We start from the raw sequence: 20,041 nt of genomic DNA on the forward strand, positions 1-20,041 counted from the left end.
CCGAGGAGCTGTGCCCATGTGCCGGTCCGACGTCAAACAGGCCGTCCTGGCCAAGAACGACGATCTCGCCGCCCGCCTGCGTGAGGACCTCACCGAACGGGGCGTCACGGTGGTCAACCTGCTGTCCAGCCCCGGCAGCGGCAAGACCGAACTCCTCGGCCGCGTCCTGGCCCGCGCCGTCCAGCGCGGTGTCCCCGTGGCCGCGCTCACCGCCGACCTCGCCACCGAGAACGACGCCCAGCGCCTCGCCCGCTCCGGCGCCCCCGTCCAGCAGCTCCTCACCGACGGGCTGTGCCACCTGGAGGCCGGCCAGGTCCGCGCCCGTCTCGACGGCTGGCTCCCCGGCGACACCGAGGTGCTGTTCGTGGAGAACGTCGGCAACCTCGTCTGCCCGGCCTCCTACGACCTCGGCGAGACCCTGCGGATCGCCCTGATGGCCGTCACCGAGGGCGAGGACAAGCCGCTGAAGTACCCCACCGCCTTCGGCTCCGCCCACCTGGTCGCCATCACCAAGACCGACCTCGCCGCGCCCGCCGGCTTCGACGAGGCCGCCTTCCGGGCCAACGTCCAGCGGGTCAACCCCGGCGTGGAGACGGTACGGACCTGCGCGCGCAGCGGCGACGGCGTCGACGCCCTGCTGGAGCGCGCCCTCGCCGTCCGCCACGCACCGCCCGCCCACCGGCCGCCGCTCGCCCCCGGACCGCACGGCCACGGCCACGGCGGCCACGGCCACCACCACGACCAGGCCGCAGCCCCCCTCGCATGACGGCCCCCGCGACGGGCCGGGTGCGCCGCCGTCTCACCGTGCGGGGCACGGTGCAGGGGGTCGGCTTCCGGCCCCATGTGCACCGGCTCGCCGCCGAGTTCGCCCTCACCGGGTTCGTCGGCAACACCGCAGACGGCGTCCTCGTCGAGGTCGAGGGCCCGCTGCCCGACGTGGAGCGGTTCTGCGAGCTGCTGGCCGAACGGCCGCCCCCGCTCGCCTCGGTCACCGGCATCGCCCACGAGGACCTCCCCGCCACCGGCACGGCCAAGACGTTCACCATCCAGGCCACCGCGCACACCACCGGCCGCACCCAGTTGCCGCCCGACACCGCCACCTGCGCCGACTGCCTGCGCGAACTCGCGGACCCCGCCGACCGCCGCCACCGGCACCCCTTCGTCACCTGCACCCACTGCGGCCCCCGCTTCACCGTCGCCACCGCGATGCCCTACGACCGCGCGGCCACCACCATGGCCCGCTTCCCCATGTGCCCCGCCTGCGCCCGCGAGTACGGCGACCCGCTCGACCGGCGCTTCCACGCCCAGCCCGTCGCCTGCCCCGGCTGCGGCCCCGGCCTGAGCCTCATCCCCGCCGACGGCACCGGAGCACGCCCGGCCCGCGACGCCGACGCCCTCGCCCGGGCACGGACCCTGCTCGCCCAGGGCCGGATCGTCGCCGTCAAGGGACTCGGCGGCTACCACCTGGCCTGCGACGCCACCAACTCGCGTGCCGTCGCCACCCTGCGCGCCCGCAAGGAACGCGGCGGCAAGGCGTTCGCCGTGATGTGCGCCGACCTCGCCACCGCGGAAAGCGTCGCCCACGTCACCGACGCCGAGCGGGCCGCCCTCACCGGCCCGGAACGCCCCATCGTCCTGCTGCGCGCCCGCACCACGCCCGACGGTCCCCGCCTCGCCGACGGGATCGCGCCCGGCAGCCCGCACCTGGGCGTCCTGCTGCCCTACACCCCCCTGCACACCCTGCTGTTCGGCCTCCCCGGCGACCCGCCCGGACCCCGCGTGCTCGTGATGACCAGCGGCAACCGCTCCGGCGAGCCCATCGTCACCGACGACGCCCAGGCACTGATCCGGCTCGCCGGACTGGCCGACGCCTGGCTCACCCACGACCGTGCCGTCGCCGCCCCCTGCGACGACTCCCTGCTCCGCGTCCGCGCCGACGGCAGCCCCCAACTCCTGCGTCGCTCACGGGGATACGTGCCCCGGCCGCTGACCCTCCCGGTGCCGGTGCGGCCCGCCCTCGCGGTCGGCGGGGACCTGAAGAACGCGCTCTGCCTCGGTGAGGACGACCAGGCGTGGTTCGGCCCGCACATCGGGGACATGGGCGACCTCGCCACCCTGGACGCCGCCCGCCGCGCCGAGGCCCACCTCGCCGCCCTGACCGGCGTAACCCCGCGCCTGATCGCCGCCGACCGGCACCCCGGCTACCAGTCCACGGCCCACGCCCGCCGCCGCGCCGCCGAGGCCGGACTGCCCGCACCGGCGCTGGTCCAGCACCACCACGCCCACATCGCCGCCGCCATGGCCGAACACGGCCTCGACGGCACCACCCCCGTCATCGGCGTCGCCTTCGACGGCACCGGGTACGGCGACGACGGCACGGTCTGGGGCGGCGAGATCCTGCTCGCCGACTACACCGCGTACCGCCGCTTCGCCCACCTGGTCCCCGCCCCGCTGCCCGGCGGGGACGCGGGCGTCGCCAACCCCTGCCGGCAGGCACTGGCCCGGCTCTGGGCGGCCGGCCTCGACTGGGCGCCGGAGCTGCCCAGCGTGGCCGCCTGCACCGACACCGAACGCGCGGTTCTGCACGGCCAGTTGACCCACCGAATCGCCTGCGTGCCGACCAGCAGCATGGGCCGTCTCTTCGACGCCGTGGCCTCCCTCACCGGCGCCTGCCACCGCGCGGGCCACGAGGCCGAGGCCGCGCTCGCCCTGGAGGCCCTGGCCCTCGAAGCGCGGGACGCGGACAGCGGGGAGTACGCCTTCGGCTTCACCCCCGGACCGCGGGCCGACCCCGCCCCGATGCTGCGCGCCCTCCTCGCGGACCTGCGCCGGGGCGTGCCCGCGTCCGTCCTCGCCGCCCGCTTCCACCGGGGCGTCGCCGGAGCCGTCGCCGGGCTGTGCCGGCGCGCCCGCGAGGCCACCGGCCTGACCACCGTGGCCCTGACCGGCGGGGTCTTCGCCAACGCCCTGCTGGAGGAGGACAGCACCGCCCGGCTCACCGCCGGCGGCTTCACCGTCCTGCGGCACGGCCGGGTGCCGCCCAACGACGGCGGCCTCGCGCTCGGCCAGCTCATGGTCGCGGCCCATGTGCCCCGGCCGGACCGCGCCCGCTGATCCGCCCAACCGGCCCTCAGCACACCCCAGACGAGACGGAGTGACCCATGTGTCTTGCAGTGCCCGGCAAGGTCGTCGCCATCGACGAAGGCGCCGACCCGCTCACCGGGCTCGTCGACTTCGGCGGTGTCCAGAAGCAGGCGTGTCTGGAGTATCTGCCCGATGTGCGGGTGGGGGAGTACGTCATCGTGCACGTCGGCTTCGCCCTCCAGAAGCTGGACGAGGAGTCGGCCCGCGCCTCGCTGGAGCTGTTCGAGCAACTCGGTCTGCTGGAAGAGGAGTTCGGCGACGCCTGGGAGCAGGCCGAGCGGCAGGGAAACGGAGTGGAGAACCGGTGAAGTACATCGACGAGTTCAACGACCCCGCCCTGGCGCGCCGCCTGCTGGACGAGATCCGGGCCACCGTCACCCGGCCCTGGGCCCTGATGGAGGTGTGCGGCGGCCAGACCCACTCCATCATCCGGCACGGCATCGACCAACTCCTGCCCGATGACGTCGAGTTGATCCACGGCCCCGGCTGTCCGGTGTGCGTCACCCCGCTGGACGTCATCGACAAGGCCCTCGCCGTGGCCGCCCGTCCCGACGTGATCTTCTGCTCCTTCGGCGACATGCTCCGGGTGCCCGGCACCGACCGCGACCTGTTCCGGGTCAAGGGCGAGGGCGGCGACGTACGCGTGGTGTACTCCCCGCTCGACGCCCTCGAACTGGCACGAAAGCACCCGGAGAAGCAGGTGGTGTTCTTCGCCATCGGCTTCGAGACCACCGCGCCCGCCAACGCCATGGCCGTCCACCAGGCCCGCAGGCTGGGCCTGGACAACTTCAGCCTGCTGGTCTCCCACGTCCGGGTCCCCCCGGCCGTCGAGGCGATCATGACCGCCCCCGAGTGCCGGGTGCAGGGCTTCCTCGCCGCCGGACACGTGTGCAGCGTGATGGGCACCGGCGAGTACCCCGGCCTGGCCGAGCGGTTCCGGGTGCCGATGGTGGTGACCGGGTTCGAGCCGCTGGACATCCTGGAGGGCATCCGCCGCGCCGTGCGCCAACTGGAGCGCGGCGAGCACCGGCTGGAGAACGCCTACCCGCGTGCCGTGCGCGAGCAGGGCAACCCCGCCGCGCTGCGCATGATCGAGGACGTCTTCGAGGTCACCGACCGCAACTGGCGCGGCATCGGCCCCATCCCGGCCAGCGGCTGGCGCCTCGCGGAGGCGTACCGCGCCTACGACGCCGAGCACCGCTTCGACGTCACCGGCATCCGCACCGAGGAACCCGCCGTGTGCCGGGCCGGAGAGGTGCTCCAGGGGCTCATCAGGCCCACCGAGTGCGAGGCGTTCGGCACCGCCTGCACCCCGCGCACCCCGCTCGGCGCCACCATGGTCTCCAGCGAGGGCGCCTGCGCCGCCTACTACCTGTACCGCCGCATGGAAGGCGGTCCCGCGCCGCGCGGATCGCGCGTTCCGCGTAAGGAGATGAACCCCGTTGGCTGACCTCACCGAGGCCCCCGCGATCGACCCCGCCAACTGGACCTGCCCCGCCCCCCTGCGCGACCAGGGCGTGGTCGTCATGGGCCACGGCGGAGGCGGCGCCCTGTCCGCCGAGCTGATCGACCAGGTCTTCGCCCCGGCCTACGGCAACCCCACCCTCGCCGGGCTCGCCGACTCCGCCGTGCTCGAACTGGGCGGCGCCCGGCTGGCGTTCTCCACCGACTCCTACGTGGTGCGCCCGCTGTTCTTCCCCGGCGGCTGCCTCGGTGACCTCGCCGTCAACGGCACGGTGAACGACCTGGCCATGAGCGGCGCGCGGCCCGCGTACCTCTCCACGGCGTTCGTCCTGGAGGAGGGCGTCGAACTCGCCGTCGTCGACCGCGTCGCCCGCGCGCTCGGCGCCGCCGCCCGCGCCGCCGACGTCACCGTCGCCACGGGCGACACCAAGGTGGTCGAGTCCGGCCACGGCGACGGTGTGTACGTCACCACCGCCGGTGTCGGTCTCGTCCCCGACGGCGTCGACATCCGCCCCCAGCGCGCCCGGCCCGGCGACGCCATCCTGGTCAGCGGGCCGATCGGGCTGCACGGGGTGGCGGTGATGAGCGTGCGGGAGGGGCTGGAGTTCGGCGTCGAGATCGCCTCCGACACCGCGCCGCTCGCCGGTCTGGTCGCGGCCATGCTCGCCGTCACCCGGGACGTGCACGTCCTGCGCGACCCCACTCGCGGCGGCCTCGGCGCCTCCCTGAACGAGATCGCCCGCGCCTCCGGCACCGGCGTCCGGATCACCGAACGGGCCGTGCCGGTGCCGGACGAGGTCGCCAACGCCTGCGGCTTCCTCGGCCTGGACCCGCTGTACGTCGCCAACGAGGGCCGGCTCGTCGCCTTCGTACCCCGTGAGCACGCCGACGCCGTGCTCGCCGCGATGCGGGCCCACCCGCACGGCGCCGGGGCGGCGTTGATCGGGGAGTGCGTGGCCGAGCACCCCGGCATGGTCACCGTCGCCACCGGGCTCGGCGGGACCCGCGTCCTCGACCTGCCGCTCGGGGAACAGCTTCCGCGCATCTGCTGAGCACACGGATCGGCCCCGTCCACCGAGGGACGGGGCCGATCCGCGCGTGCTGGAGATCAGGGCACCGCCTCCACGGCGGTGATCTCCAACTCCCGTCCGCCGCGCAGGTCCTGCGAGGGCTGGTCGCAGGCCGGGCACCAGAAGAACGGGGGCATGCCCACCGCGAACTCCTCCGCGCACCCGCCGCACCAGGCCACCGCCGTCACCTGCTCCACCACCAGCCGGGCCGAGGCGAGCGAGGTGCCGTCACGGGCCACCTCGAAGGCGAAGCGCAGCGCGTCCGGCACCACACCCGCCAGCTCACCGACCCGTACCGTCACCGAGGAGACGTCCCCGGCGCCGTCCGCGCGGGCGATCTCCCCGGCCTGCTCCACGATCGCGGTCGCGATCGACAGCTCGTGCACCGGTGCCTCACGGGTACCGGCGGAGCGCGCGGCGCCCGCCGGTCATCCGGTAGATCTTGATCTCGCGGATGATGCCGGGGACCTCACTCACGACCAGCAGCAGCGTCAGACCGGCGAGCACGGCGGCCTGGGCGACGAGCACCCGCCGCGCCGTCCACAGGGTCTGCTCCGTCTCCTCGACGGCTCGCGCGGCTTTTGCGATCTTCATGGCGCTCACTTTCTGCCCTCTCATCCCGGTGGGATGTTCGGCATGACGTCGAGAATGGCGTTGTGCCGCTTGGTGCGGACACCCGTGGAGCGGCGCGAGTCGGCGGTGCCGTCCTCGTGATGCCCCACCTGCTCCTGATAGGGGCCCCTGTTGCCCTCGTGCAGACCCGGCACGTGCGTCGGCGTGTCCGGCTTCACCTGGGGACGGCCCACTCTGATCCTGCCCATGATCGTCTCCTCTCCGGGCTTCACACATCTCTGGGCTTCACGAACGCTCGGTGAGCTCCGCGAAGAACCGTTCGACGGCCGGCCACACCCGGCCGCCGCCGGACAGCCCCTGCCACTCCGCGCGGACCAGGGCCACCATCCGGAAGCAGTCGTCCACGGGCACGATCCAGTGCTCCTCCTGGCCGCGCACCGTGTTGACCAGCAGCGCCTCCACCTCGGGTACCACGGAGGCGAGCGGCGGACACGCGGCGGCCAGCCCCTGCCAGGCGCCGGAGTCCACCTCCCACCGCATGGCCCCGGCAGGGCTCGGCCCCTGCGCGGTCACCGTGCCGTCGGCACGCGGCACGAAGAACACCAGCCCCACCGGCACCCCCAGCGCCGCCGTGTCGACCGGCGCGAGGCGCACCCGGCGCCGGGGCACCAGCCGGTACCGGCCGCCGCCCGAGCCCTGCTCGGCGAAGAGCACCGAGCAGGGGCCGCAGACGCAGCGGACCTCGTCGGCCGCCGCCTCGAACAGATGCGGATGCTCCTCGGCCACCGGCCCGGCACACAGCTCGCAGGTCTCGGGCCGCGCGGCCCCGGCCGGCCCGGTGCGGATCAGCCGGGCCAGTGCCCCGCTCACCGCGCCTCCTGCGGACGTTCCGCCCGGCGCGTGGTCAGCGTGGCGAGCGGCACGAACGCGGGCGGTTTCACCCGCTCGGCCGTGACCGCCTCCACCGCCCGCAGTTCCGGAGCCGCGGCCAGGACGGTCGCCCGCACCACCTCGGTGACGTCCCCGCCACCCCCGCCGCACCCCGACCCGCAGCCACCGCCGCCGGAGTCGACCCGCACACGGGCCACCTCACCCTCGACGCCCAGCCACTGAAGATCCCCGCCGCGCTCGCGTACCGCCGGCCGCAGCCGCTCCACCGCGCGCTCGGCCCGCCGCTCCGGCGGCTCGGGGTGCAGGGAGTGCAGCACCAGCAGATGCGCCACCAGCTCGTCGCCGGCCGCCCGGTCCAGCAGGGCGGCGTCCGCGCCGTCGAGCATCCGGGCCAGCGCCTCCCCGTACACCTCGGTCAGCAGGCCCACCGACTCCAGGGCCTCGGCGGACAGTGGGCCGCTGCCGGACTCCAGCCGCTCCAGCAGCTCGTCCAGCCGGGCGAGCCGGGCCTCCACCGCCGGGTCGGCGAGCCGGGCGCCGTCAGCCATGGTTCGCGCCGTAGGTGGGGGAGTGCACGACGTCCAGCGTCTTGCCCTTGCCCATGTACATGTGGACACCGCAGGGCAGACAGGGGTCGAAGCTGCGCACGGTGCGCATGATGTCGACGCCCTTGAAGTCGTCCGGCCCGTTCTCCTCGAAGATGGGCTGCCCCTGGACGGCGTCCTCGTACGGGCCGGGGGTGCCGTAGATGTCGCGGGGGCTCGCGTTCCACGGGGTCGGCGGGTACGGGTGGTAGTTGGCGATCTTCTTGTCCTTGATCACCAGGTGGTGGGAGAGGACCCCGCGCACGGCCTCGTGGAAGCCGCAGCCGATCGCCTCGTCCGGGACCTCGAAGTCCTGGAACACCTTGGTCTCGCCCGCCCGCAGCAGCTCCATGGACTCCTCCAGGAACTGGAGCGCCATCGCGGCCGCGTACGCCACGAAGTAGGGCCGGGCGCGGTCGCGTTCGAGGGTGTTGCTCCACTTCGGGATGGACCACTCCAGCGTGGTCTCCGGCAGCGACTCGCCCTTGGGGAGCTGGATGCGCACCTTGCCGTTGGCCGCCTTCACGTACCGCGTGTCGACCAGGCCGCTCAGCGCCGTCGACCACAGGCGGGCGAGGGGGCCGCCGCCGGTGTCCAGGGCGAGGTGCTTGTCCGTCTCCTGGTGGTACCAGCGCGGGCTCATGACCCAGCTGTAGTTCCCGTCGAACTCGCGCTTCTGCGGCACCGGGACGGTCGTCTGGTTCCACGGGTGCCGCATGTCGACCGGGTTGCCCAGCGGGTCGTGGGTGACGAACGGCTGCTCGTTGACCCAGTCGTCGTAGTACGAACTCCCCAGCATGATGCGCATGTTGAGGTTGATGTCGATCAGGTTGTTGGTGACCAGCTCGCCGTCGACGATGACGCCGGGCGTCACGTACATCGCCTTGCCCCACTCGTTCATCGAGGCGTAGCGGTAGTCCACGACGGCGGGGTCCTGCCAGGCGCCCCAGCAGCCCAGCAGGATGCGGCGGCGTCCGACCTCCTCGTAGCCCGGCAGGGCCTCGTAGAAGAAGTCGAAGACGTCGTCGTTCATCGCCACCGCCTTCTTGATGAAGTCGATGATGTGCATCAGCCGGCTGAGGTAGTCGGTGAAGACGCTCGGCTGCGGCATGGTGCCGACTCCGCCCGGATACAGCGTGGAGGGGTGCACGTGCCGCCCCTCCATCAGGCAGAACATCTCCCGCGTGACCCGGCTGACCCGGAGGGCCTCCTTGTAGACCTCGCCCTCGAAGGGGTTGAACGCCTTCATGATGTCGGCGATGGTCCGGAAGCCGTGGATCTCGCCGCGCGGGGCGTCGGTGCGCTCGGCGCGGGCCAGCAGCGTGGGGTTGGTCGCCTTGACCATGGCCTCGCAGAAGTCCACGAACACCAGGTTGTCCTGGAAGATCGTGTGGTCGAACATGTACTCGGCCGCCTCGCCGAGGTTGGTGATGTGCTCGGCCATCGGCGGCGGCTTGATCCCGTACGCCATCTGCTGGGCGTAGTTGGAGCAGGTGGTGTGGTTGTCCCCGCAGATACCGCAGATGCGCGAGGTGATGAACCCGGCGTCGCGCGGGTCCTTGCCCTTCATGAACACCGAGTAGCCGCGGAACAGCGACGAGGTGCTGTGGCACTCGGCGACCTCGCGGTTGGCGAAGTCGATCTTCGTGTAGATGCCCAGGTTGCCGATGATCCTGGTGATCGGGTCCCAGGACATGTCCACGAGCTGAGCGGGCTTGCGCCCCGTGGGCCGGGATTCGGTGGTCGTCATCTGCGGTACTGCCCCTCGCTGTCGGGGTGGTGCGGAGGTGGGGGGTGTGCTGCGGTGCACCGGCGTCAGGGACGCCAGTACGGGTCGTAACCGCTGGTGAGCTTGCGCTTCTTGCGCCGCCACTTGGGCTCGTGGTTGACCATCTCGTTGGTCACGCCGCGCAGCCGGCGCACGACCGCCCCGTACGGCTTGATGACCAGGGAGGACAGGGTGCCGCCGGGAGGCTCGTCCATGAACGGCATGAACGCGTCCGGAAAGCCGGGCATGGTGCACCCGATGCAGATGCCGCCGACGTTCGGGCAGCCGCCGATGCCGGCCATCCACCCGCGCTTGGGCACGTTGCAGTTGACCACGGGCCCCCAGCAGCCGGTCTTCACCAGGCACTTGGGGGAGTTGTAGTCGAGGCCGAAGTCGCCCTGCTCGTAGTACGAGCCCCGGTCGCAGCCCTCGTGGACGGTCTTGCCGAACAGCCACTGCGGCCGCAGCATGTGGTCCAGCGGGGGCGGCGGCGCGTCACCGGCGGCGTGCTGGAGCACCCAGATCAGGGTCTCCATGAAGTTCTCCGGCTGGATCGGACAGCCGGGCACGTTGACGATGGGCAGCCCGGCCGTCGACTTGTAGTCCCAGCCCAGGTAGTCCCCGAGGCCCATGGACCCGGTCGGGTTGCCGGCCATGCCGTGGATGCCGCCGTACGTCGCGCAGGTGCCCGCCGCGACCGTCGCCCACGCCTTCGGGGCGAGCTGGTCGATCCACCAGTTGATGGTCTGCGGCTGCCCGGTCGCCGGGTCGTTGCCGAACGACGTCCAGAAGCCGTCGCCCTCGATGATGTCCTGGTTGGGCACCGAGCCCTCGATGACCAGGATGAACGGGGTGTCCAGCTCGCCGCGCGCCGCAGCCCGGTAGGGGGCGAGGAAGTCCTCGCCGCCCAGGCTCGGCGAGAGCACCTTGTTGACCAGGTTGACCTTGGGCAGTCCGGGGATCAGGCCGAGGACCACGTCCTCGATGGAGGGCTGCATGGCCGCCGTCAGGGAGACGGTGTCGCCGTCGCAGCTCATCCCCTCCGAGATCCAGAGGATGGTGATCTCGTCTATCCCCTGGTGTTCCTCGGATCGTTCGATGCGCTCACGGGCCGCGGTGGTGTGGCTCTCGGTGGTCATGTCGCCTGCCTTCGCTGCGGTCGGTCGGCCGCTGGGGAGTGGGTGTCGCCGTCAGGGGCGTCCGGGGCTCGGGTCCGGCGGCGGGCTCAGGGGTCGCGGCTCGGCGCCGTCCCCGAGGGGCTCGAGTTCGTCGGGCCGGAAGTAGTGGAAACGGCCGTACCAGCCGTGGAGTTCGGCCGCCGGGTCGTCGTCGACGGTCACCGCCAGGTGCACGCTGCCGTCCACGTCGTGGAAGACCGCGGCCACCTCGGCGGTACGCCCGACCAGGAACATGTCCTGGGCGTCCGCCCCGCGCAGCCGGGGGTTCAGCCGCACCCGGCTGCCGGTGCCGAGCGGGACGCCGGCCACGCTCACGGTGTCCGTCGTCGGGGACAGCCCGGCGTCGCCGCCCTCCTGCCACCAGGCGGGCCGCGCCTCGGGGGACGCCTGCGCCTCCTTGGCCGGGGCCAGCGAGCGGATCGCGCCGTGCAGATTGGCGAACACCTCGGGCGGCATCGTGTCGACCCGGTCGAGGATGCGGGCGGCGCGCGGGTCGGTGGCCCGCGCCTCGGCCTTTTCCTCGTCGGTCAGCAGCATCGTGCGCAGCGTAAGGATCTCGTCGATCTCCGCCGCGTCGTGCAGATCGCCCGGACTCTCCGGCGCCACCTGCGGATGGTCCGGCAGGATGATCGGCGCGGACAGCAGTACGGGGCCAGTCGCGCCGTCCGCGTCCGCGCTCCCCCCGGCCGGGCCGCCCAGCACGGGAAAGGTGAAGGCGCTGCGGCACCCGCGCGCCCGGTCCCGCAGCGCGGCCGGGGGGTCGGTCTGCGAGACGAACTGAAGCCCCTCGCCGCCCAGCAGGGTGTGCGCGGCGAGCAGCGACTGCCGCAGCGCCTCGGCACGCGGGGCGCGGACGTCCGGCGCATCGCCCGCGTTCTCGGTGCGCACACACAGCCGGTACAGACCGTCCGCGAGCCTCTCCGCGGCGGCGGTGGTGTGCGCCCGTACGTGCTCGCGGCGGCGCACCACCCGCCCGGCGTCCAGTTCCCCGGTGTCGGTGGCCGGCGGCGCGGAGACCTCGGCGGTGCACGGCCCGCGCAGCAGTTCCGCCAGCGGCCAGGCCAGGTCGACCTCGTAGGGGACCGCCTCGTCGAAGCTCAGATGCGCCGTGCCGTCGTCCCCGCGCAGCGACTCGACCGGCCGGTACCGGCCCTCGCTCAGCGCCTCCACCTGCTTGCGCTGGAGCTGGAGGTAGCGCACCCGCACCCGCAGCACCGCGTCCGGAGCCGCCCGGACCAGGCACTCGGTGCGCTGGTACCAGGAGTCCGCCGAACCGGAGATGCCCTCGGCGACCGGGCCGTCCGCCTCCACCCAGGCACGGGGGAGCAGCACCCCGAACTGCCAGCGGACCCGGTTCTTCGCCGAGGAACGCCGGTAGGGATAGAGCAGATAGCCCTCGTACAGCACGGCATCCGCGACCGCGCCCACCTGCGTGAACGGATCGCCGGACAGCCCCTCGGGGTCGTCCCGGCCGGGCGCGGCGACACACGCGGTGCCGCCCTCGCCTCCCGTGTCAGCCATGCCGCCTCCTCGCCGCCGGTGCATGGGGCCATGTCTCCCACCGTGCTCGACCACCGTCACACCGCGCCCGTGGCGTCGCCCCTCAGGCGGACCCCGGTTGAGCCGGGCGGGTGACGCGCGAGGGCCGCTCAGTCGCCGGTGTCGCCCGTGTCGCCGGTGTCGCCGTGCTCGCCCCGGCCGCGCCGGGCGCGCACCACCTCCACCAGCAGCGGCACCAGGGAGACCACCACGACCAGCGCGATCAGCGGGAGGAGGTAGGCGTCGACGTGGTCGACCGACGTGCCCAGCGCCCACCCCGCCAGGACCAGGCTCTGGGACCACAGCACCCCGCCGACCGTCTGCCAGATCGTGAAGACGCCTGCCGGCACCCCGAGCGCCCCTGCGGCCGGATGCAGCACGGAGCGCAGCATCGGCACGAACCGGCCGATCACCAGCGCCTTGCGGTACCCGTACCGGGCCAGCAGGCGTTCCGCCCGCGCCACGCCCTCCTTGACCCGATGACTGGAGGTGCGGGTGAGCAGGGCCCGGCCGCCGTGCCTGCCGATGAGGAAACCCACCTGGGCGCCCGCCACCGAGCCCACGGCCGCGCACAGCATCACCTGCCACAGCACCAGCCGGGGCGGCTGCCCGCCGTGCTGGGCCGCACAGAGCACCCCGGCCGGGAACAGCAGCGTGTCGCCCGGCAGGAAGAAGCCGACGACCAGCAGCCCGGACTCGGCGAACGTCACCGCCAGCACGCCCAGGGCGCCGAAGGCGGCCAGCAGGGACGCGCTGTCCGTGGGGTTGACGGCGTTCACCCGCCCATCGCCTCCCGGCCCGCCGATCGGTCGTCCGGCACCAGTCTCACGTGAACCGGGCTCACGCGCCCGCGCATCGTCCGGCGTGCACACCCTCTGTCGTGCACCGGACACCCGCCGTAGACTCGTCGGGAGCGCGGGGCGGTTGACAGGGGGAGCCGACATGCCGGAAGCGCCGTACGGCCCGTATCAGGGGTTCACCGTTCCACCGATGCCGTCCGGGCCACCGCCCGCGCCGCCGAGCGCGTTGCGCGCGGCCGCCGTGGCCGTGCTCAACCTGAGCGGACTCGGCCTCGGCTACGCCCTGCTCCGAAGATGGGGCCCGCTGGCCCTGTGCCTGGCCGCCACCGCCGTCCTCCTCCTCTTCGTCGCCCTGCCCGCCGACGCCGACGGCCTGCCCATCGGGGTACTGGTCGGCTACCTGGTCGTCCTGCTGCTCGCCGCCGCCCACGGCGCCCGCCTGGGACTGCGCACCCCGCTGCCCCTGCGCGCGCCCGTCGCCCTGCTGCTGGGCCTGGTACTGCTCGCCGTCCCGGCCGGCGGCGCGCTCGGGTACGACGGTGCCCGCGCGGAGGCCGAACAGCAGGCGCTGCTGGGCAGGCTGGAGAAGGCCGACGACCTGGTGGCGGCGGCCGGACGGCACACCTTCGCCGCCTCCCGCTCCGACTACCGGTCGGCCCTCACCGTCTACCGCGATCTCGCGGTCGACCACCCCGGCTCCCGCGCCGCCGACCGCGTCCCCGCCCGGATGCGCGCCTACTACGCGAGCGTCGGCGCCACGTACGGCCGCGGGGAGTACTGCGCGGCCGTCGAACCCCTCCAGTTCCTCCGTACGGTGCCGCGCACCATGCCCGCCGACCGGCTCGGGTCCCTCACCCACTGGCCCGACGACCGGCTGGCCACCTCGCTCTACGAGTGCGGCAGGGCCGACCTGGGCGACGGCGGGGAAGCGTGGGTGAGCCGGTTCCGCGAGCTGCTCGCCGACTTCCCCGGCTCACCGGCCGCCGCCAAGGTGGCGCCGGCCGTCGACGCGGCCGTCCGGGGCGCGCAGCAGGCGGTCGGCGGGAACGCGCCCTGCACCGCGGTGGACCGGCTGCACACCCTGGACACCCGGCTCACCGACCTCGCCGCCTCGGCCGGCGACGCCGCCGCCGACCTGACGGCGGCCGCCGCCCGCGCCGGAAGCAGCGGGGACGCGGGCGCCTACGAGTGCGGGGTGGACCAGTACAAGGACGGCGACTTCGCCGGGGCGCGGAAGAGCATGCAGAGCTACGTCTCCGACAGCGGGAGCGGCGGCAAGCGGGACCGGGCCACGAAGATCGCCATAGCCGCCGAGGTCGCCCAGACCCTTCCGGCCGCCGGGAAGAAGCTGCCCACCACGGCGTCCGGCGGCAGCATCTCCGTCACGGTGAAGAACGACAGCCCCCACGACATCACCGTCCTCTACACCGGCCCGGTCACCGGCAGCTTCACCCTCAAGGCGTGCGGCGGCTGCACCGCGTACTACCTGACCGACACCATCAGGCCGGGGTTCAAGCCCTGCTCCGACAGCGGACGGAACTACCCGCGGCGCACGATCCGACTGCCCGTCGGCACCACGTACTTCGTGCACCAGCCGCACGGCACCGGCGCGGGCGCGCCCGCCTCCGACACCGCGAAGATCAGGTCGGGCTATGTGTACACCGAATGCGCCTACACCACGCGGACGTTCGGGTCCGGTACCTGACCGGGTCCTGCGTCCGGGCCGGGCAGGGTCCGGGTGACGGTGCCGCACAGGGCGGCGGGGCGCTGCGGGCCGCGCTCCAGCCAGTCCCGGTACGCGGGCGCCTGGTGGGCCACCTCCCAGTAGGCGTCGGCCAGTTCCTCGAAACCCCGGTCGAGGTCGGTCTCGGTACGGGCCGCGAGCAGCAGCCGCACCCCGATCGGGTCGCCGTGCAACGGGCGGATCGCCAGGTCGGAGCGGGGGTGCGCGGTGGGCTGGCTGACGGTGACCACCTCGCCGGTGGCGGCCAGCGAGTAGGCGGTGAGGTAGTCGCCGTGCAGCAGGTCCGGCTCGATCCCGGCCTCGCGCAGCACCCGGCAGATCGCGTCCCACTCGCCGTCCACCGTGGAGTCGACCATCCACCGGTCCTCGGCCAGCTCGGTGAGCCGCACCTCGCTCCGGGCCGCCGCCGGATGGTCGGCCGCCAGCGAGACGAACTGCGGCTCCCGCTCCACCAGCACCCGTACGCGCAGCCCCGGCGGCACCCGCAGCGGACTGCCCTCCACCTCGTGCACGAAGGCCAGTTCCAGCGCGCCCTCGGCGACCTGGCGCAGCAGCGCGTTCGCGGAGGCGTCCATCTGGAGCGAGGGCTCGGCCGCCGGGACCCGGGAGCGCAGCCGGCGCAGCCAGCCCGGCAGGGCACGGCTGGCGGTGGCGCCGATCCGCAGCCGGGGCCCGGCCGAGGCGCGGGCGGCGGCCGCGCGGGCCTCGGTGACCAGGGCGTCGAGTTCCCCGACCAGCGGCCGGGCGCGGCTCAGCACCTGCCGGCCCAGCGGGGTGGCGCGGCAGCCGGTGTGGCCGCGGGTGAAGAGCGGGCCGCCCAGGGCCTTCTCGATCCGGCGCAGTTGGGTGCTCAACGAGGGCTGCGCCAGACCGAGTTCGCGCGCCGCCTGATGCAGGCTGCCCGCATCGGCGATGGCGCACAGAACCCGGAAGTGCCTCACCTCTAGCTCCATGACGGGAGCCTAGGGCGGCTTTGCATGCGCACGCCAGACGCATAAATCACCGCGCACCGCCACGAGTTGCCGGTGATAGTCCGGTGCTATCGCAACTTGCCATTAGGCGGGGCCCGTTGATCCATCCAAGACTCGGGGGCAGCCGGTCGTTCACCCCCACTCGAACGACGGGTCACCCCCACACGCATCGAAAAGAGGAGCACCCCACATGTCGTCCTCCCGCATGCCCGCGAAGACCACCAGAATGATCGTCGCCCTCGGTCTCGGCGTGGCCGCCGCCACCTTCGGCGCCGCCGCCCCGGCGTCCGCCCAGCCCGGGTCCGCCGCCGCGTATGCCGGCTCGGCCCAGGAGGCGGCGAACAACCAGGCGTTCTTCGACGCGGTGCTGAAGTCCGTCGCCGAGAAGCGGGCCGAGAACCCGGGCCTCCAGGCCGTCACCGTCTACTACAACGCCAGCCAGGCGCCGAGCTTCAGCTCCCAGATATCGAGCGCCGCCTCGATCTGGAACAGCTCGGTCTCCAACGTGAAGCTGTCGGCCACCTCCGGCACCGGCGACTTCTCCTACCGCGAGGGCAACGACTCGCGCGGCTCCTACGCCTCCACCGACGGCCACGGCAGCGGCTATGTCTTCCTGGACTACGCCCAGAACCAGGAGTACGACTCGGTCCGCGTCACCGCGCACGAGACCGGCCACGTGCTCGGCCTGCCGGACCACTACGAGGGTCCGTGCAGCGAGCTGATGTCCGGCGGCGGCCCCGGCCCGTCCTGCACCAACTCCAGCCCGGACGCCAACGAGCGCGCCCAGGTCGACCAGCTCTGGGCCAACGGCTTCGCCAAGGCGCTGGCCAAGGTGAACCAGGGTCGCTGACCCCTCGGCCCGCCCGGCCGCACCCTCCGGACCGCGGATCGTCGTCCCCACGCGACGGTCCGCGGTCCGTCGCGTCCCCGGTCCGGCGCGCGATGCCGCCGATAGCTCGCCGCTATCCCAACTTGCCATCATCCGGACGTCCTTGACCTGCCCGAGACTCAAGGGCAACCGGCCGTTCACCCCCATACGGACGGCCCTCCCCACGTACGAAACGAGGACCCCCATGACGTCGTCCCGTACGTCCGCCAAGACCGTCAGATCCCTTCTCGCCCTCGGCCTCGGCGTGGCCGCCGCCGTGTTCGGCGCCGCCGCCCCCGCCTCCGCCCAGCCCGAGCCCGTCGCAGCCCCGCACGCCGGGTACACCGGCTCGGCCCAGGAGGCGGCGAACAGCAAGGCGTTCTTCGACGCGGTGCTGAAGTCGGTCGCCGAGCAGCGGGCCGAGAACCCGAGCCTCCAGGCCGTCACCGTCTACTACAACGCCAGCCAGGCGCCGAGCTTCCGCTCGCAGATATCGAGCTCCACCTCCATCTGGAACAGCTCGGTCTCCAACGTCAAGCTCGCCTCGACCACCGGCACCGGCAACTTCTCCTACCGCGAGGGCAACGACTCGCGCGGCTCCTACGCCTCCACCGACGGCCACGGCCGGGGCTACATCTTCCTCGACTACGCGCAGAACCAGCAGTACGACTCGATCCGGGTCACCGCGCACGAGACCGGCCACGTGCTGGGTCTGCCCGATCACTACAGCGGCCCGTGCAGCGAGCTGATGTCCGGCGGCGGCCCCGGCCCGTCCTGCACCAACCGCTACCCGAACGCGACCGAGCGCTCCCGCGTCAACCAGCTCTGGGCCAACGGGCTCGCCAAGGCGCTGGCCAAGGTGAACCAGGACCGCTGAGGGTCCCCCTGAAGCAAGCGGGCCGTCGTCCCCCAGGTGGACGGCGGCCCGTTCGCGTGCGGACTCAGTCGTCCGAGCCGGGCGGCGGCCGCTCGATGAGGTTCTGCACCGCACGGCTCAGCACCAGCACCCCGCCGACGATGAGCAGCGCCCCCAGCGCCTCCGGCACCAGCCACCAGCCGGTGCGGATGCGCTCGTGGAAGAGGAAGACACCCAGGGCCAGACTGACCACCGCGTCCCCGATGGTCAGCGCCGGCTGGGCGGCGGCCAGCGGGCCCGCCTGGAGTGCGTTCTCCAGCAGCAGCACCGCCGCCGCACCCGCCAGCGCGAACCCGTACGTCTGCCAGGCGGTGATGAACGCAATGAACCCCTCGTCGGCGAACGTGCCGGTGGCCGACTTCAGCAGAGCCGCCGTCAGCGCGTTGGCGATCGCCGAGCCCGAGGCCAGCAGGGCGGCGCGGCCGGTCGCCGGGCGCTCGTGCCGGGCCAGCACGGTGACCGTCACGACCGCCCCCACGCACACCACCAGTGCCGGCACCCAGCGGGTGAGCGGCGCCTGGTCACCCGCCCCGTGCGGCGCGGCCGCCGCCAGCAGCACGGCCAGGCCCACCACCACCCCGCCGACCCCCCACCAGCCGTAGCGGGGGAGGTGCCGGTGCAGCAGCGGGCCGACGATCAGCAGGGCGAACGGCAGCTCCAGGATGAACAGCGGCTGCACCAGCGCCAGCGGCCCGTTGACCAGCGCCAGGCTCTGGAACACCGCGGCGCCGATCACCCCGGCCATGCCCAGCACCCACGCCGGGCGGCGCACCAGCTCCGCCAGCAGCTTCACGCCGCCGCGTTCACTGGTGGAGGCCGCCTTGCGCTGGAACGCCGTACCCATGGCGTTGCTCGCGGCACCCGCGACGGCGAAGGCCGCGGCCAGTTCGATCACTGATTTCTCCCGCCTGCGTGAAGGCCATGAGAAGCCTACGAAAGCCCTGCCCCGCGCGCCGCCGGACCGCGCCGCGCGCACCCGTCCGCGCCAGGCTCTGGCCGAAGCTCCGGCCCGTATTCACTCGTTCGGGTTCTTTCTGGGCTGATGTCCGGGTCTGGGTGTGTGGCGCGTCGCTGGACGGAGAGAAAACGGGCATGCACGAACCGAATCCGGGCAGCCCCCTCCCCGGTCCGCGGTCCTCCGCCGCTTACGACGTGGTCTTCACCGCCGACTTCACGTCCCAGCGGCAGTGGGTGGCGGGCCGCTCCTGGGCCTATCCCGACGGCGGCCCGGTCAACCCGGGCGACGACAAACTCGACCACCTGGTCGCCGACCCCGCCTACAGCCGCTCCGGCGTCTTCCGGGCCAGACGCCGGCCGGACGGCCGGTGGAACGCCGGGCTGCTCACCACCGAGGGCAGCCCGGACGGTTTCGAGGTCCGCACCGGCGACATCCTGGAGGCCCGCGTCCGGCTGCCCCGCGAGATCGGCGCCTGGCCCGCCATCTGGACGTGGCGGGACGGCGGGCAGGAGGTCGACATCTTCGAGTACCACCCGGACAACCCCGACCTGCTGGAGTTCACCAACCACGTGCGCGGCAGCAACCGCTACTTCCGCGACGACATGGTCGGCCCCGGCGCCTGGCTCGACCTGCGCACCGAGTTCGGCGCCCGCTCGGTGGTCTGGTGGGCCAACGGCAGACGCGTCTTCGCCGACCAGCGCGGCACCGGACGCCACTGGCACGCGTACCTCATCGTCAACCTCTCCGTGTGCGCCGGGCGCTACCATCCGCCGCCCCGCCGGGAGACGTCGGAGATGTCGTACACGGTGAGCCGACTCGTGGTCCGCCGCCCGAACTCCGGCCCCGCCGCCCAGCCGCAGGCCCTCGCCGTAAAGGAGGGAGCCGACGACCAGAAGACCGAAGCCTGACGCACCGCTCCGCTCAGTCCACCGGCCAGGTGTGCACCGGGGCGTTGAGGTGCATGTAGTCGCTGCCGATGTTGTTGCGGGTGGCCCGGCCGGCCTGTCCCAGCGCCTTGTGGCCGACGCCGTAGGGGATCCGGCCGAGCTCCTTGACGTCGACGTGGACCAGCTCGCCCGGACGGTCGCGTTCATAGCGGCGGATGACCTGGCCGGTGGGCCGGGGCGCGGGCGCAGGGCGGGGATGCGCTCACCTGTCACAGCCCGCTCGGACCCCGCGGGTTGCACGTGCCAGGCACTGGCGGGGGGCCGCGCAGAGGCGGATCTGTTCAGCCTCCCGACTCGCCATGACTTGCAAAAAGCCAGCTCAGAGCCTCGCGACAGCACATGTGCGAAAGGTGGCGTTCAGGGTAAGAACCTGGTCGCCGTGTCCAGGAATGACGTATGGTTGCATCACCTCTGCGGTACTTCTGAGAGCATTCTCGAGGCCGTGTCGCAGGCGAGAGGCACAAAGCGGGGCCCATCGCTGGTTGCACAGCGACAGGCCCCTTTGGTGCCACTCTCAGTGAGCCCGACCGTCCAGATCGCGGTCGGGCTCACTTGCGAGCTCGTCCGTACGGTCGGGTCTGCTGGTCAAGACCAGAAGATGTGTAGCACCTCGCGGATGATCAAAA

Annotated in this window: 20 protein-coding genes and 1 pseudogene; 9 read left to right on the top strand and 12 right to left on the bottom strand. The window is 73.1% G+C overall.

Annotation, left to right across the window (positions count from 1 at the left end; all coding sequences use genetic code 11):
* Nucleotides 1-16: 16 nt before the first annotated feature.
* The 5 genes from hypB (at nucleotide 17) to hypE (ending at nucleotide 5,660) form a co-directional block, all read left to right on the top strand.
* On the top strand, nucleotides 17-766 hold the full coding sequence (hypB, locus tag ACZ3HQ_RS08500; RefSeq protein WP_467508937.1) for a hydrogenase nickel incorporation protein HypB: 750 nt from the start codon (nucleotides 17-19) through the stop codon (nucleotides 764-766).
* A complete protein-coding gene (hypF, locus tag ACZ3HQ_RS08505; protein ID WP_467508938.1) occupies nucleotides 763-3,114 on the top strand; it encodes a carbamoyltransferase HypF in 2,352 nt (783 codons plus the stop codon). The genes hypB and hypF overlap by 4 nt, the downstream gene beginning before the upstream one ends.
* A gap of 47 nt (nucleotides 3,115-3,161) precedes the next feature.
* Nucleotides 3,162-3,452, top strand: a complete 291-nt coding sequence (locus tag ACZ3HQ_RS08510; RefSeq protein ID WP_467508939.1) for a HypC/HybG/HupF family hydrogenase formation chaperone — start codon at nucleotides 3,162-3,164, stop codon at nucleotides 3,450-3,452.
* Nucleotides 3,449-4,594, top strand: coding sequence for a hydrogenase formation protein HypD (hypD, locus tag ACZ3HQ_RS08515; RefSeq protein ID WP_467508940.1), 1,146 nt, complete (start codon nucleotides 3,449-3,451; stop codon nucleotides 4,592-4,594). Before ACZ3HQ_RS08510 ends, hypD begins: the two co-directional genes overlap by 4 nt.
* 76 nt (nucleotides 4,595-4,670) lie before the next feature.
* Nucleotides 4,671-5,660 (top strand): hydrogenase expression/formation protein HypE, encoded by a 990-nt coding sequence (gene hypE / locus ACZ3HQ_RS08520; protein ID WP_467509068.1) that lies wholly within the window; start codon nucleotides 4,671-4,673, stop codon nucleotides 5,658-5,660.
* Between the two features lie 56 nt (nucleotides 5,661-5,716).
* Here the strand turns inward: hypE and hypA are convergent, their stop codons facing one another.
* The 9 genes from hypA to ACZ3HQ_RS08565 form a co-directional block, all read right to left on the bottom strand.
* Nucleotides 5,717-6,064 carry a hydrogenase maturation nickel metallochaperone HypA gene (hypA, locus tag ACZ3HQ_RS08525; RefSeq protein ID WP_467508941.1) on the bottom strand — a complete coding sequence of 116 codons (348 nt, stop codon included), beginning with the start codon at nucleotides 6,062-6,064 and terminating at the stop codon, nucleotides 5,717-5,719.
* 7 nt (nucleotides 6,065-6,071) lie between these two features.
* Nucleotides 6,072-6,272: a hypothetical protein gene (locus ACZ3HQ_RS08530; protein WP_467508942.1), complete on the bottom strand. Its 201-nt coding sequence runs from the start codon at nucleotides 6,270-6,272 to the stop codon at nucleotides 6,072-6,074.
* Nucleotides 6,273-6,292: 20 nt separating this feature from the next.
* Entirely contained in the window at nucleotides 6,293-6,499 is a 207-nt protein-coding gene (locus ACZ3HQ_RS08535) for a hypothetical protein (RefSeq protein WP_030813382.1), read from the bottom strand.
* 37 nt (nucleotides 6,500-6,536) lie between these two features.
* Nucleotides 6,537-7,121 (bottom strand): DUF5947 family protein, encoded by a 585-nt coding sequence (locus tag ACZ3HQ_RS08540; RefSeq protein ID WP_467508943.1) that lies wholly within the window; start codon nucleotides 7,119-7,121, stop codon nucleotides 6,537-6,539.
* Complete coding sequence (locus tag ACZ3HQ_RS08545) at nucleotides 7,118-7,690, bottom strand: NifU family protein (RefSeq protein WP_467508944.1); 573 nt, start codon at nucleotides 7,688-7,690, stop codon at nucleotides 7,118-7,120. Before ACZ3HQ_RS08545 ends, ACZ3HQ_RS08540 begins: the two co-directional genes overlap by 4 nt.
* Entirely contained in the window at nucleotides 7,683-9,476 is a 1,794-nt protein-coding gene (locus ACZ3HQ_RS08550; protein ID WP_356431705.1) for a nickel-dependent hydrogenase large subunit, read from the bottom strand. Before ACZ3HQ_RS08550 ends, ACZ3HQ_RS08545 begins: the two co-directional genes overlap by 8 nt.
* A gap of 65 nt (nucleotides 9,477-9,541) precedes the next feature.
* Complete coding sequence (locus ACZ3HQ_RS08555) at nucleotides 9,542-10,633, bottom strand: NADH-quinone oxidoreductase subunit B family protein (protein WP_467508945.1); 1,092 nt, start codon at nucleotides 10,631-10,633, stop codon at nucleotides 9,542-9,544.
* 51 nt (nucleotides 10,634-10,684) lie between these two features.
* Nucleotides 10,685-12,193 carry a hypothetical protein gene (locus tag ACZ3HQ_RS08560; RefSeq protein WP_467508946.1) on the bottom strand — a complete coding sequence of 503 codons (1,509 nt, stop codon included), beginning with the start codon at nucleotides 12,191-12,193 and terminating at the stop codon, nucleotides 10,685-10,687.
* Between the two features lie 128 nt (nucleotides 12,194-12,321).
* On the bottom strand, nucleotides 12,322-12,990 hold the full coding sequence (locus ACZ3HQ_RS08565; RefSeq protein WP_467508947.1) for a DedA family protein: 669 nt from the start codon (nucleotides 12,988-12,990) through the stop codon (nucleotides 12,322-12,324).
* 211 nt (nucleotides 12,991-13,201) lie between these two features.
* On the opposite strand from ACZ3HQ_RS08565, the gene ACZ3HQ_RS08570 reads away from it, so the two are divergent.
* Nucleotides 13,202-14,716, top strand: coding sequence for a hypothetical protein (locus tag ACZ3HQ_RS08570; RefSeq protein ID WP_467508948.1), 1,515 nt, complete (start codon nucleotides 13,202-13,204; stop codon nucleotides 14,714-14,716).
* On the opposite strand, the gene ACZ3HQ_RS08575 is transcribed toward ACZ3HQ_RS08570, so the two are convergent.
* Nucleotides 14,683-15,708 (bottom strand): LysR family transcriptional regulator, encoded by a 1,026-nt coding sequence (locus tag ACZ3HQ_RS08575; RefSeq protein ID WP_467508949.1) that lies wholly within the window; start codon nucleotides 15,706-15,708, stop codon nucleotides 14,683-14,685. The two genes, ACZ3HQ_RS08570 and ACZ3HQ_RS08575, sit on opposite strands and share 34 nt — an antisense overlap.
* 208 nt (nucleotides 15,709-15,916) lie before the next feature.
* Between ACZ3HQ_RS08575 and snpA (ACZ3HQ_RS08580) the strand changes: the two genes are divergently transcribed.
* The gene (snpA, locus tag ACZ3HQ_RS08580; protein WP_467508950.1) at nucleotides 15,917-16,576 is read left to right on the top strand and encodes a snapalysin; all 660 of its coding nucleotides are present in this window, start codon (nucleotides 15,917-15,919) and stop codon (nucleotides 16,574-16,576) included.
* Between the two features lie 223 nt (nucleotides 16,577-16,799).
* Nucleotides 16,800-17,471: a snapalysin gene (gene snpA, locus ACZ3HQ_RS08585; RefSeq protein ID WP_467508951.1), complete on the top strand. Its 672-nt coding sequence runs from the start codon at nucleotides 16,800-16,802 to the stop codon at nucleotides 17,469-17,471.
* A 64-nt stretch (nucleotides 17,472-17,535) separates the two neighbouring features.
* Here the strand turns inward: snpA (ACZ3HQ_RS08585) and ACZ3HQ_RS08590 are convergent, their stop codons facing one another.
* Nucleotides 17,536-18,405, bottom strand: coding sequence for a DMT family transporter (locus ACZ3HQ_RS08590; protein WP_467508952.1), 870 nt, complete (start codon nucleotides 18,403-18,405; stop codon nucleotides 17,536-17,538).
* 197 nt (nucleotides 18,406-18,602) lie between these two features.
* On the opposite strand from ACZ3HQ_RS08590, the gene ACZ3HQ_RS08595 reads away from it, so the two are divergent.
* Nucleotides 18,603-19,376: a LamG domain-containing protein gene (locus tag ACZ3HQ_RS08595; protein ID WP_467508953.1), complete on the top strand. Its 774-nt coding sequence runs from the start codon at nucleotides 18,603-18,605 to the stop codon at nucleotides 19,374-19,376.
* Nucleotides 19,377-19,484: 108 nt separating this feature from the next.
* Here the strand turns inward: ACZ3HQ_RS08595 and ACZ3HQ_RS08600 are convergent.
* Nucleotides 19,485-19,590, bottom strand: a pseudogene (locus ACZ3HQ_RS08600) (IS481 family transposase); the annotation flags it as partial.
* Nucleotides 19,591-20,041 lie beyond the last annotated feature (451 nt).

This window comes from Streptomyces sp. NPDC018263 (genome assembly GCF_055562575.1).